Consider the following 12,249-nt stretch of genomic DNA (forward strand, 5'->3'; position numbering starts at 1 on the left):
GTGTGAAGAACGAGCGGATGCTAGAAACGACCTCCCCGGGAGCGGCCCCCGCTGCGGGAGCTGCTGCGTGAGGAGCCTCCGCCGAAGCTGGACGGGCGGCTGCTGCGAGAGCTGCCGCTGGAGCGCCATCCGCCGCCGGAGCTCCATCCTCCGCCTCCGCCTCCGCCGCCTCCGCCGCTGAACAGGCCGCCGAGGATGCCGCCGAGGATGGCTTCGCCGAAGTCGCTGCCGCCGCTTCGGGGGCCGGTGGTCCACCCGCCGCCGCCCCAACCTGCGGTGTTGAACGTGTCGACCTCGCTGCGCGCCGATGACAGTGCTTCGGAGGCGAGGCTGTACGCGCGGGAGGCGCGGTCGAGTGCGAGCGCAGGGTCTGCGCTCTGGGCGGCAACGGCTTCGGAGTAGGCGGCGTTCGCCTCCGCCAGACGGGTGCGCGCGGTGGCGCCGATCGCTCCGCGCCGGGTCGTGATGAAATCGTTCGCCGTCGCGATCTGCGCCTGCGCCTGCGTCAGGCGCTGCTCGATCATGCGGGCCGTGCGCTGCGCCTGTTCGCTCGTCTGACGCGCTTGTCCGAGAGCGCCGTCGATCTCGGTGTTCGCGGTCGTCAGCATGTCGAGGATCTGCTGGGGATTGCGGGGCGAGCCGTCCAGGCCGCTCCGTGCGGCATCCAGGTTCGAGCGCGTGCGCGCGACGATGGGAGCGAGCTGCCCCTGGGCATCGGGCATGGCGCCGGCAGCGGCGATATCGGCCTCGATGTCGGTGATCATGGCGCGCGCCTGTTCTTCCACGGCTGCGAGGTTCGCGCCGAGCGACGTCACGGCGTCGACGAGGTTCTCGCTCTGCTCGACGGCCTCTTCGGCCGTGCGGATCGAGAAGGCGGCTTCGCCGTTGCGCCCCGCGGCGATCGCTGTCTCCGCCTCGGCGAGCTCGGCGTCCGCGAGGGCGAGCCGCTGCTGCGCCTGCCCAGGATTCTCGGCGACGGGCGCAAGCGCCGTGGCGTCGTACGTCTGCGCGAGAGCCGTAAGGGCCGGAGCGGCCGTGCCGAGCGTCTGCTGCGCCGTCGCGTGCCGGGCCTTGATGCGTTCGAGGGCCTGAGGAGCCTCGGCCTCGAGCTTGCGCAGCTCTTCGAACGCCTCGATGTTGGCATTGAGCAGGTCGTCCGCCTCATGGCAGAGCTGGATGATCCGGATGTGCCAGGCCCGACGCTGCTCCGGAGCGTCGGGAACCTCGTCGTCGATCTTCTGCTTGAGGGAGAACGCCTCCGCGACCTTGGCCTGCGCAGCCTCGATCACCTGCGTGAACTGCTGAGTCGAGTCATCGCCGTACTGCGCGACCGCGAAGCCGAGCTCCTGACGGCTGGACGTGATCGCGTCGTCGGCGCGCACCAGGGCGCTGCCGGCCTGAGTCTCCAGCTCCTCGTCGCTCGCGGATGCGTACGGATCGTTCGGGTCGGGGATCCGCGCCTGCGTCGTCTGCTGGGTCTTCCTGCGGCGCGAGCGCATCGCCAGGACGATGATGAGGACCACCGCGACGATGACGATCAGAAGGACCACGATCCAGATGATCCCGCTGCCGTCCGCTGCGCCGGACTGGCCGGGGAACGCATCGGCGGCGGCGATCACCGCGCCGTCCCAGTCGCCCTGGCTCAGCCCGCTCTGCATGGCCTGGAGCACCCGGTCGATGTCGCCGTCGTCGAGGGGACCGTTGGCGTCCGCGGAGATCGCGTACTGGCTGTCGTCGACGGCGACGGCGATGAGGTACTGGTCGATGTCGAGGTTGTTCTGCGCGGCGGTCTCATCCGCCCACGCCGTGCTGTCGGACGGGTCGGTGAAGGAGTCGACGAACACGACGAACAGGTCGCCGCCCTCGCCCTGAGCGAGCTCCGAGAGCCGGGTGTTCACAGCATCCGCCTCGCCGGAGGAGAGCACACCCGCCTCATCGGTCACGTAGCCGGAGTCCAGTGTCGACGGTGGCACGGCGAGCGCCGCAGACGCCGTCCACCCCGACGCGAGGACCGCCACGATCAGCCCCAGCACGACGGCAAACCGAGTCCGCATTGCACTCCCTCCGCAGGGCCGCAGGCCCCAGCGCTCCGAGTCTATTCACTACCGACGACAGACGATAGCGACTCTAGGGAAACAGTCTGTGTCGCCGCCGGGAAGTGCCAGGGCGACGCATACGCTGGAAGGCATGGACGACAGGTACGGCTCGGATGTGCTGGCCGCCGGATGGCGGGAGCGGGGCGCGAAGAAGGTCGCCGATGTTCCGGCCGAACGGGATCTCGTCGTCGAGGTCGCCGACGACGGATACTGCGGCGCCGTGACGCGCGTGCAGGGCGGCAACGTCGAACTCGAGGACTACAAGGGACGCAAGCGCGTGTTCCCGCTCGGCGGCGGATTCCTCATCGACGGCGAGCCGGTGCGACTCACCCCGCCCGCGGCGGTGAAGCAGACGCCCCGGCGCACGGCATCCGGCTCGTTCGCCGTCGCCGACCAGCGCGCACGCGTGGCGCTTCCCAGCCGCATCCTCGTCGAGGGCAAGCACGACGCCGAGCTTGTCGAGAAGGTGTGGGGCGCCGACCTGCGTGTCGAGGGCGTCGTCGTCGAGTACCTCGAAGGGGTCGACAGGCTCGACGAGTTGCTGGCCGCCGAACCGCCCGGCGCGACGCGCCGCTACGGCGTGCTCGTCGACCACCTCGTCGCGGGATCCAAGGAGACGAGGATCGCGGATGCGATCATGCGCGGCCCGCACGGCGCGCATCTGCGCATCGTCGGGCACCCGTTCATCGATGTCTGGCAGTGCGTCAAGCCGCAGGTCCTCGGGATCGCCCGATGGCCGGAGATCCCCCGCGGAACCGATTGGAAGACCGGCATCTGCAAGGCGTTCGGCTGGCCGTACGAGTCGCAGGGCGACACCGGTCGCGCATGGCAGCACATCCTCGGCAAGGTGCGCACCTACCGCGATCTGGAACCCGCGCTGCTCGGCCGCGTCGAGGAGCTCATCGACTTCGTGACCGAGCCCTCCGGTCCCTGAGTCCCTTCCGGTCCGTGAGGCTGTCGAAGGGCCGGCCCTCCGCGAGACGTACGATTGATTCATGCCAGAGCCCCGTACCTTCCGCGATGAACCGGTCTCCTTCGTGCGCCGGAGCGGACGGATGTCGGAGGCCCAGGAACGGGCGTTCGCGGAGCTCGCGCCCCAGTACCTGCTCGAGGTTCCGCGGGACGTCGCCTGGACGAGCGTGCATCCCGAGGCGCGCATGGATCCGGTCGCCGAGTACGGCCGCGAGGCTCCGCTGATCGTCGAGATCGGTTCAGGGCAGGGGCATGCGATCGTGTCGGCGGCATCCGCCAGACCCGATGACGACTTCCTCGCCGTCGAGGTGTTCCGCGCGGGGCTCGCGCGAACCATGCTCGATGCCGACAAGGCGGGCGTGCGCAACCTGCGGCTCGTCGAGGCGAACGCGCCGGAGGTGCTCTCCACCTACCTGCCCGAGGGGGCCGCATCCGAGGTCTGGATCTTCTTCTCCGACCCCTGGCACAAGAAGCGTCACACCAAGCGCAGGCTGATCCGCCCCGGGTTCGGGGACGCGGCCGCGCGTGCGCTCGCGGACGGGGGCCTGCTCCGCCTGGCGACCGACTGGGAGGACTACGCCCTGCAGATGGTGGAGGTCCTCGACGCGGAGCCGCTGTTCGAGCGCGCCTTCGACGGGGAATGGGCCGAGCGCTTCGAGGGTCGGGTGATGACGGCGTTCGAGCGCAAGGGCATCGCCAAGGGACGCGAGATCCGCGACCTCGTGTATCGGCGGAAGCCTCGGGCGTGAGCCGCCTCGCCGCGGCGCTGCTCGTCTGCGTCGCGGCGCCCGCGTTCTTCGTGCTCGAGACGCCGTGGCTGGGCTGGGCGCTGCTCGCGGCCGGTCTCGTCCTCGCCTGTGCGGTCGAGAGACGGGCGGTCATGGCAGCGGCTCCCTCCCTCACCCGCGACCTCGGGCTCGTCGCGATCGGGATGCTGATCGTCAGCGTCATCCCGCTGGCGGCGGAGCTCGACAACCTCGCGATGCTGCGGTTCACGCTCGCGCTCGGCGGGGCGGTGGTTGTGCCGTATCTGATCTCGCGGTTCGTGTTCCGCGACAGGGCGATCGGCTTCCCGTGGCGCACCGGCAGACGGTGGGGCAGGCTGCAGTGGACGTGGCTGGTCGCTGTGCTCGTGCTCGGCTGGCTGATCCTGCCGTTCTACTTCATCACCAGCGGCGTCTACCAGAACTGGCCGGTCGTCGACACGCCGGACCTCATCGCCCGGCTGTTCGTCGGCGTCGGGGCGGTCGGCATCTGGGACGAGCTGTTCTTCATCTGCACCGTGTTCGCCCTGCTGCGCCGGCACTTTCCCGATGCGCTCGCGAACGTGCTGCAGGCGATCGTGTTCGTGTCGTTCCTGTGGGAGCTCGGCTACCGCGAGTGGGGACCGCTGCTGACGATCCCGTTCGCGCTGCTGCAGGGGTACATATTCCTCCGGACGCATTCGCTGGCGTACGTCGTGACCGTGCACCTGCTGTTCGATGCGGTGGTGTTCGCCGTGCTCGTGCACGCGCACAACCCGGGGCTGCTGCCGCTGTTCCTCGTCTGAGCTCTCAGAACTTCAGCAGCACCTTGCCGACACGGCCGGGAGCGTTGCTCGCGCGCACGGCATCGGCGATGTCGGCGGCGTCGAAGACCCCGGCGACGGGGAGGGTGAGCGATCCGTCGCTGACGCGCGTGATCAGTTCGCCGAACAGGGCGCGGCGGGTCGCGGCATCCATGGTCTGACTGACCTTGCTTCCCCAGAAGCCCTTCACCGTGGCCTGCTTGAAGATCACGTCACCCGAACTGATGTTCATGGTGGGCGAGTTCATCGCGCCGAAGGCGACGAGCGTGCCGTTCTCGGCCAGCAGTGACAGCACGTCGCCGCTGGAGTCGCCGCCGACCGAGTCGACGCCGGCGATCATCGGTGCGCCGCCGGTGATCGCGGTCGCCTGCGTGCGCCAGTCGTCGTCCTCTGTGGACACGACGTTCTCGATTCCCTGCGCGCGGAGCTCGTCGATGCCGTCCCTGCGACGGACGAGGCCGAGGACGTTGACTCCGCGCGCGGCGCGAGCGGGCTGCGCGAGCATGCGGCCGACGGCGCCGTTGGCCGCGTTCTGGACGATCCAGTCGCCTTCGGCGACGTCGAGGAACTGCAGCAGGCTGATGGCGCTGAACGGCATCGAGATGAGCTGGGCCGCCTGCTCGTCGGCGAGGCCCTCGGGGACGGGGATGAGGCCCGCCGCGTTCGTGACCGCGTACTCGGACCACACGCCGAAGGTGCCGCCGGTGGCGACGCGCTGACCGACCGCGAGATGCTCGACGCCCTCGCCGAGCGCATCGACGATGCCGAGGGCCTCCGTGCCGGATGGTGCGGGGAGGGCCGGCTTGAAGCCGTAGGTGCCGCGGATCGTCCACAGGTCGTGGTTGTGGATGGGGGAGAGCACGATGCGCAGGCGCACCTGCCCCGGGCCGGGCTCGGGCACAGGGCGGTCGTCGAGGGTCAGGACGTCTTCAGCCGGGCCGAATTCCTGGTGGATGAGTGCGCGCACAGCGGTTCTCCTTGTCGGTCGTGCAGGTCGTGGTCGGTGGGTGTCAGGACTCGTGCAGGCGGGCGGTGATCTCCCGCAGCTCTGCGATGAGCTCTCGATGCTGGAGATCGCCGACTCCGGCGATCTCCGCGACCTTCTTGTGGATCGGTGCGATCTCGGCTCGCAGTGCGGTGCCGGCATCCGTGAGCCGCACACGCACGACGCGCTCGTCGTCGGCGTGCCTGGTCCTCGTGACGAGGCCGTCGCGCTCGAGGCGGCGCACGAGCGGCGACAGCGTCCCCGAGTCGAGCTGCATGGCCTCGCCGAGCGACCCGACGGTCTGATCGCCCTCTGTCCAGAGCACGGCGAGGACGAGGTACTGCGGGTAGGTGAGCGACCACGGTGCGAGCAGGCGGCGGTACACCTGCGTGGTGGCGCGAGCAGCCGAATACAACGAGAAGCAGATCATGTCTTCGGTGATGCTCATGCCGGCTCCTTTTCATTGCCCACAGTCAGATTGTGCACAATCGATTTGAGAATACCATGGAGCCGGCGACGAGGAAGATCTTCGGGGTCGCCAGCGAAGCGGATGCCGAGGTCACGAAGCCGCTCGCGTTCAATCAGGGCTTCTACAACCTGTTCCTCGCGATCGCTGCGCTGCTGGGGATCGTCCTCGTGCTGTCGGGTCAGGCGACCGTCGGTCTCACCCTGATCTTCACCGGCGTCGGAATGATGCTCGCGGCAGCCCTCGTGCTCGTGCTCGCGAACCCGAAGATGGCGCGCTCGGCGGCGATGCAGGGCGGGCTGCCGCTGCTGGCGGTGGTCGCGCTCGGCGTCGCCGTCGCGATCAGCTGATCGGCCGCACGGGCTGACGCAGGAGCGTCCGGCGTTTCGCCGGGTCGCCGCGTCTGGGGTCGCTGAAGTAGATCTCGTGGTGCGTGCCCGTCAACCGCATGCCGTGGGCGGGGATGAACTCGTCGTGCATCTTCGCGAGCACCGGCGCCTCCTCGTCGTAGGTGCCGACGTGCAGAGTCTGTGCGCTCAGACCCTCGTCGAGCGTCTCGAGCCGGACCCCGCGGACGTCGCGGTTCTTCGCGGATGCTTCCTCGACGGCATCAGCGAACATCCCGTGGTCGATCCACTCGGGCTGCATGATCATCAGCGTCCAATGCCATGCCGACTTGTCGCGTGAGGACGTGAACGAGGCCTGGTCGTCGGCCCACCACAGCCCTTCCAGCGGCATGACCGTGTAGTCGCGGTCGTGCTCGCGCCTGCTGGCGAACTTCAGCCTGTAGGCGAGCGGGTACAGCGCTTCCACCGCCGTCGTGAATGCCGGTGACGTGTTCGGGTCGCCGTGCCCGTCGATCATCAGGTACTGCAGCGGCGGCACCTCGACGAGGTCGAAGCGGCCTTTGCGGGCGCCGTACGCCTCGATCTCCTTCTTGAAGTCGACCTTGGCGGACACTGTTCGCTCAGCCCAGTGCGCTCGCAGAGATGTAGTCCCGCAGCTGCTGCTCGTCATCCGGCATCGCGATCACGCGCTGCGGTGCATCGAGGAGAGCGCGAGTGGCGGCATCCGGTTCGGGGCTCTCGCCGAGCGCCTCCTCGATGAGATCGGCGAACTTCGCGGGCTTGGCCGTCTCGAGCACGAGCATCGGGATGCCTGCTTCAGCATGCTCGCGGGCGACCTTCACGCCGTCGGCGGTGTGCGGGTCGATCGTGACGCCCGACCGATCGTGGACGTCGCGGATCGTGGCCAGACGGTCGGCGTGCGTGCTCGTGCCGCTGACGATGCCGAATTCGCTCCGGAATCGCCCGAGCTCGGCGGACAGATCGATCTCGTCCCGCTCCTCGAGCTCGTGCCAGGCTGCGGCGGTGCGCTCGGGATCGCGGCCGAGCAGGTCGAACACGAACCGCTCGAGGTTCGAGGCGCGCGAGACGTCCATCGACGGGCTCGACGTCGCGAGCGTGTCGGCAGCGCCGCGCGGGCGGTAGTGACCGGTGCGGAAGAACTCGTCGAGCACGTTGTTCTCGTTCGTCGCCAGCACGAGCTCGTGGATCGGGACGCCCATGGCACGGGCGTAGTGACCCGAGAGGATGTTGCCGAAATTGCCCGACGGCACGGCGAACGAGACGCGGAAGGACGCGCGCTCGGGTTCGGCGACGGCGTCCGTCATGCGCAGCCAGGCCCACGCGTAGTAGACGATCTGCGCCGAGATGCGTCCGAAGTTGATCGAGTTCACGGCCCCGAGGCTGTGCGCGCGCTTGAAGTCCAGGTCGGTGTTCAGGCGCTTGACGAGATTCTGGCAATCGTCGAACACGCCCTCGACGGCGATGTTGTGGACGTTGGCGTCCTGCAGCGAGTACATCTGGGCGCGCTGGAAGGCGCTCATCCTGCCCTGCGGGGAGAGCATGAAGACCGAGACACGGTCGAGGCCGCGCAGGGCGTGCTCGGCGGCCGAGCCGGTGTCGCCCGAGGTGGCGCCGACGACATTCAGCACCCGATCGTTCTTCTCGAGCACGTACTCGAGCGCCTCGCCCAGGAACTGCATCGCCATGTCCTTGAACGCGAGGGTCGGCCCCTCGGACAGGCCCACGAGCGTCATGCCGTCGACGGCGGTCAGGGGGACGATCTCTTCAGCTGCGAACTTGCCGTCGCCGTACGCGCCTTCGGTGAGCCGGGCGAGGTCGGCACGGGGGATGTCGGTCGCGAACAGGCCGATGATCTCGGTCGCGAGCTGAGGGTAGGTGAGCACGCGCAGACGCTCGAGGTCGTCCGCCGACAGGCGGGGAAGCGTCTCGGGAACGGCGAGGCCGCCGTTCGGTGCGAGTCCCTCGAGGAGGACGTCACTGTACTGTCCGAGCGTGCCGCCGCGGGTGGAGATGTACTGCACGTCGTGAACCTCGCTCGCGCTGAAGATGGATGCCGGGACCTGTGCTCCATCGTATGACGCCGGAGGGACGTGTTACGCCGCTTCCGTTTCGTGCCTCAGCGGACGAAGCCGGCCTGAAGTGCGCTCGCCGCGGGAGGTGCTGCCGCCGATGACCGCGACGGATGCCTTCGGGAAACGCGCGGCGACGAAGCGCTTCGCGAGGTCGACATAGTCCATCCCGTGATTCTAGGCAGGCGGGATCGGCTCGGGCACAATGGGGCGATGGCAGCCAAGCCGGATGGCACACTCGAGGAGATCGCGGCCGAGCTGTACGCGTTGCCGCCCAGGGAGTTCACCGCCGTGCGTGATGCGCGAGCGAAGCAACTGACGGATGCCGCCCTCGCGAAGAAGGTGGGCGGGCTGCGCAAACCGCTGCTCGCCGCGTGGGTCGTGAACCTGTTCGCGCGCGAGCAGACGCAGGCGCTGGGCGGCGCACTCGAACTCGCCGCCGAACTGCGCGACGCGCAGGACGATCTGGATGCACGCGCACTCACGGCCCTGGGGCGGCAGCGCCGTGCACTCGTCCGCGCTCTCGCACAGCAGGCGAGCGAGCTCGCGAGCTCCCGAGGGGAGAAGATCACGCAAGCGACGACGGATGCCGTCGAGAGGACGCTGAACGCCGCGATGTTCCATGCCGAAGCTGCGCTCGCCGTGGCATCCGGAAGGTTGATCAGGCCGCTGGATGCCGCGAGCGATGACACCGCCGACGTTTCGGATGCGGTGGCCGGTGATCTGGACTCCGCTTCGGCGGCACCGACCCCGAGCCGACCCGACGAGCTCGCTGCCCGCCGCGCGCGCAAGGCCGCCGAGGACGAGTTGCGCACGGCGGAGCGTGCGCTGAGGAAGGCGGAGCAGGACCGGGACGCGCTGGAGCGGAAGGCGGAGGCGGGCGCCGAGAACTCAGAGCGGTTGAGTGAGCGGCTGGACGAACTCGGGAAGGAGACCGAACGCACGCGGCAGGAACTCGACAGGCAGAAGAAGGAGAGCGGCGATCTCGAGGCGCTCCTCGGCGATGTCCGCGAAGGTGTGCGCGCGGCGCAGCAGGGTGTGTCGGCCGCGCAGAAGGCAGTCGACCGGCACTAGAGACGACGAAGGCCGCTCATTGAGCGGCCTTCTGCACGTGCCCCCGACAGGAGTCGAACCTGCGACCTACGGTACCGGAAACCGGCGCTCTATCCACTGAGCTACGGAGGCGTACCGAACGACGATATCACTGACCGGGGGTGCTCTCCGCACCGCCGGCTTCGGTCACCGGCGCCGCTTCGATGTCGGCGAGGGCAGCGGCGACCTTCTCGGCCAGGTAGCGGTGCCCCGCGGTGGACGGATGCCGCTTGCCGACCTCGACGTCGATCACGTCGAGGTAGTTCTGCTCCGTGATCCATTGGTCCTGGACGGGCGAGATGTACCACCAGCCGCGAGCAGCCGTGAGCGCCTCGAGATCCTGGTCGATCCGGATCGTTCCCGCACCGACGGGCAGCATGTGCGGAGCGGGACCGAGGACGACGATCGGCGTGTCGGGATACGTCGCGGCGAGGGCATCCCACGCGGACGTCACCGCGTCCCGATAGCCGACCGAGCCCAGCTTGTGGTCGTTGATCGACCCCTGGATGATGACGAGGTCCGGATCCAGCTCGGGGTCCAGGGTGGCGATCCGGTCGCCGAAGTCGGGGCCGTCTATGCCCGGCTTCAGATATCCGCTGCCGCGCACGCCATCGACGATGGTCTCGCCGTCGATCAGATCCGCGAGCACGTAGGCGTATCCCAGCGTCGGCTCGGACGCAGCCGACCCGTACGTCCACGAGTCGCCGAAGACGAGAACCCGCGGATGCTCCGGCAGGACGAGCGGGGTCGGAGCGATCGCCGCGGACTCCTCAGAGGCCAGCACCGGAGAGTCTCCGACAGCGGGCACCCACGGTCGCCACACGCCGAGCAGCACGCCGCAGGCGACCGCTGCGACGATCGCGATCAATGCTGCAGCGCGCCCCGCGCGCCGCACCCTCCCAGAACCCATGGCATGAGGGTAAGCGAACGGAAGGTGAACACCAACTCCCGCCCTAGAATTGATGCGATATGAATCCCGACACTCTCGCCGAAGCCATCCTCTCCGTCGTCACGCCGATCGCGGCATCCCTGCGACCGGACGAGACGCTCGACATCGATGCCTCCGACATCCCGCTGGAGCGCCCGCGCAACCGCGACCACGGAGACTGGGCGTCGAACCTCGCGATGCGGCTCGCGAAGCGAATGGGAACCAACCCGCGTGACCTCGCGCAGCAGATCGCCGACGGACTCGCCGGTATCGACGGCGTGGCCAGCGCAGAGGTGGCTGGCCCGGGGTTCATCAATATCCGACTGGATGCCGCAGCGGCGGGCGTGCTCGCCAAGACGATCGTCGAGGCGGGTGACTCTTACGGCCGCAACGACTCCCAGGCCGGTGTCAGCGTCAACGTCGAGTTCGTCTCGGCCAACCCGACCGGGCCCCTGCACATCGGCCACACGCGCTGGGCTGCGCTCGGTGACTCGATCGTCCGGCTCCTGCTCGCCAGCGGCGCGAACGCCGTGCGCGAGTACTACATCAACGACGCCGGCGCCCAGATGCAGCGGTTCGCGGCATCCGTCCTCGCGGCTGCCAAGGGTGAACCGACGCCCGAGGGCGGCTACCCGGGGGAGTACATCGCCGCCCTCGCCGCGCGCGTCCTCGAAGCCCGGCCCGACCTGCTCGAGCTCCCCGACGCGGAGCAGCTGAGCCTCGCCGAAGACCTCGCCTACGAGTACCAGCTCGCCGAGATCAAGGATTCGCTGGGGCAGTTCAACGTGCCCTTCGACGTGTGGTTCTCCGAGCGCACCCTGCACGCGAAGGGAGCCGATGGCACGAGCCTCGTCGATCAGGCCGTCGATCGCCTCCGCGAGCAGGGCCACGTCTTCGACGAGGACGGCGCCGTCTGGGTGCGCACCACCGACTTCGGCGACGACAAGGACCGGGTCATCCGCCGCTCGAACGGCGAGTACACCTACTTCGCCGCCGACGCCGCGTACTACCTGAACAAGGGCGACCGCGGCTTCGAGAACAAGATCTACCTGCTCGGCGCCGACCACCACGGCTACGTGCACCGGCTCAAGGCCGTCGCCGGTGCTGCCGGCGAGGACCCGGAGAAGAACATCCAGGTGCTCATCGGGCAGCTCGTCTCGGTGCGCGGCGCGCGCCTGAGCAAGCGCGCGGGAAACATCATCGAGATGGACGATCTGCGCGCATGGATCGGCACGGACGCGCTGCGCTACGCGCTCGAGCGCTCGCCCGCCGACTCGCCGCTCGACCTCGACCCCGAGCTGCTGCAGAAGCGCACGAACGACAACCCGGTCTTCTATGTGCAGTACGCGCATGCCCGCACTCACAACGCCAGCCGCAACGCTGCCGACTCCGGCGTCGAACGCAGCGAGTTCGCCCCCGAGACGCTCTCGCACGAGACGGAGTCGGCGCTGCTCGGGGCGTTGCAGGAGTTCCCGCGCATCGTGGCCTTCGCGGCCGAGGTGCGCGAGCCGCACCGCGTCGCCCGCTACCTCGAGGAACTCGCAGGCCTCTACCACCGCTGGTACGACAACTGCCGCATCACTCCGCTCGGCGACGACCCGATCGAGAGCGTGCACCGCACGCGCCTGTGGCTGAACGATGCCACCGGCCAGGTGCTTCGCAACGGCCTCGACCTGCTCGGCGTCTCGGCGCCGGAGCGCATGTAG

13 protein-coding genes and 1 tRNA gene are annotated in these 12,249 nt (G+C 69.0%); 6 read left to right on the top strand and 8 right to left on the bottom strand.

Going from position 1 to position 12,249, the window contains the following annotated elements; genetic code table 11:
- Positions 1–20 precede the first annotated feature (20 nt).
- Positions 21–2,054, bottom strand: coding sequence for a TPM domain-containing protein (locus HWX58_RS05450; RefSeq protein ID WP_175985991.1), 2,034 nt, complete (start codon positions 2,052–2,054; stop codon positions 21–23).
- Positions 2,055–2,187: 133 nt separating this feature from the next.
- Here HWX58_RS05450 and HWX58_RS05455 point away from each other — a divergent pair, with 133 nt between their 5' ends.
- The 3 genes from HWX58_RS05455 to HWX58_RS05465 all read left to right on the top strand — a co-directional run bounded on the left by HWX58_RS05455 (position 2,188) and on the right by HWX58_RS05465 (position 4,617).
- On the top strand, positions 2,188–3,030 hold the full coding sequence (locus HWX58_RS05455; protein WP_175985992.1) for a DUF3097 domain-containing protein: 843 nt from the start codon (positions 2,188–2,190) through the stop codon (positions 3,028–3,030).
- Positions 3,031–3,091: 61 nt separating this feature from the next.
- Positions 3,092–3,817, top strand: coding sequence for a tRNA (guanosine(46)-N7)-methyltransferase TrmB (trmB, locus tag HWX58_RS05460; RefSeq protein ID WP_175985993.1), 726 nt, complete (start codon positions 3,092–3,094; stop codon positions 3,815–3,817).
- Positions 3,814–4,617 (top strand): CPBP family intramembrane glutamic endopeptidase, encoded by an 804-nt coding sequence (locus HWX58_RS05465; RefSeq protein ID WP_175985994.1) that lies wholly within the window; start codon positions 3,814–3,816, stop codon positions 4,615–4,617. Before trmB ends, HWX58_RS05465 begins: the two co-directional genes overlap by 4 nt.
- A gap of 4 nt (positions 4,618–4,621) precedes the next feature.
- Here the strand turns inward: HWX58_RS05465 and HWX58_RS05470 are convergent, their stop codons facing one another.
- Together HWX58_RS05470 and HWX58_RS05475 are read right to left on the bottom strand one after the other, a co-directional pair.
- Entirely contained in the window at positions 4,622–5,602 is a 981-nt protein-coding gene (locus HWX58_RS05470) for a zinc-binding dehydrogenase (protein WP_175985995.1), read from the bottom strand.
- Between the two features lie 43 nt (positions 5,603–5,645).
- Positions 5,646–6,068, bottom strand: coding sequence for a MarR family winged helix-turn-helix transcriptional regulator (locus tag HWX58_RS05475; protein WP_175985996.1), 423 nt, complete (start codon positions 6,066–6,068; stop codon positions 5,646–5,648).
- 56 nt (positions 6,069–6,124) lie between these two features.
- Between HWX58_RS05475 and HWX58_RS05480 the strand changes: the two genes are divergently transcribed.
- Positions 6,125–6,436, top strand: coding sequence for a DUF1304 family protein (locus HWX58_RS05480; RefSeq protein ID WP_175985997.1), 312 nt, complete (start codon positions 6,125–6,127; stop codon positions 6,434–6,436).
- Here HWX58_RS05480 and HWX58_RS05485 read toward each other — a convergent pair.
- From HWX58_RS05485 to HWX58_RS05495, 3 genes are all read right to left on the bottom strand, one after another.
- The gene (locus HWX58_RS05485) at positions 6,429–7,046 is read right to left on the bottom strand and encodes a GyrI-like domain-containing protein (protein ID WP_175985998.1); all 618 of its coding nucleotides are present in this window, start codon (positions 7,044–7,046) and stop codon (positions 6,429–6,431) included. The genes HWX58_RS05480 and HWX58_RS05485 overlap by 8 nt on opposite strands.
- Before the next feature lie 7 nt (positions 7,047–7,053).
- Positions 7,054–8,475, bottom strand: a complete 1,422-nt coding sequence (thrC, locus tag HWX58_RS05490) for a threonine synthase (protein WP_175985999.1) — start codon at positions 8,473–8,475, stop codon at positions 7,054–7,056.
- 72 nt (positions 8,476–8,547) lie between these two features.
- Entirely contained in the window at positions 8,548–8,691 is a 144-nt protein-coding gene (locus tag HWX58_RS05495; protein WP_175986000.1) for a hypothetical protein, read from the bottom strand.
- Positions 8,692–8,736: 45 nt separating this feature from the next.
- On the opposite strand from HWX58_RS05495, the gene HWX58_RS05500 reads away from it, so the two are divergent.
- Entirely contained in the window at positions 8,737–9,597 is an 861-nt protein-coding gene (locus HWX58_RS05500) for a coiled-coil domain-containing protein (RefSeq protein WP_175986001.1), read from the top strand.
- Positions 9,598–9,635: 38 nt separating this feature from the next.
- Here the strand turns inward: HWX58_RS05500 and HWX58_RS05505 are convergent.
- Positions 9,636–9,708, bottom strand: a tRNA-Arg gene (locus tag HWX58_RS05505).
- Positions 9,709–9,724: 16 nt separating this feature from the next.
- Positions 9,725–10,525 (bottom strand): SGNH/GDSL hydrolase family protein, encoded by an 801-nt coding sequence (locus HWX58_RS05510; protein ID WP_175986002.1) that lies wholly within the window; start codon positions 10,523–10,525, stop codon positions 9,725–9,727.
- A gap of 59 nt (positions 10,526–10,584) precedes the next feature.
- Between HWX58_RS05510 and argS the strand changes: the two genes are divergently transcribed.
- Entirely contained in the window at positions 10,585–12,249 is a 1,665-nt protein-coding gene (gene argS / locus HWX58_RS05515) for an arginine--tRNA ligase (protein ID WP_175986003.1), read from the top strand.

Source organism: Microbacterium tenebrionis (assembly GCF_903645325.1).
GTDB classification, from domain to species: Bacteria; Actinomycetota; Actinomycetes; order Actinomycetales; family Microbacteriaceae; genus Microbacterium; species Microbacterium tenebrionis.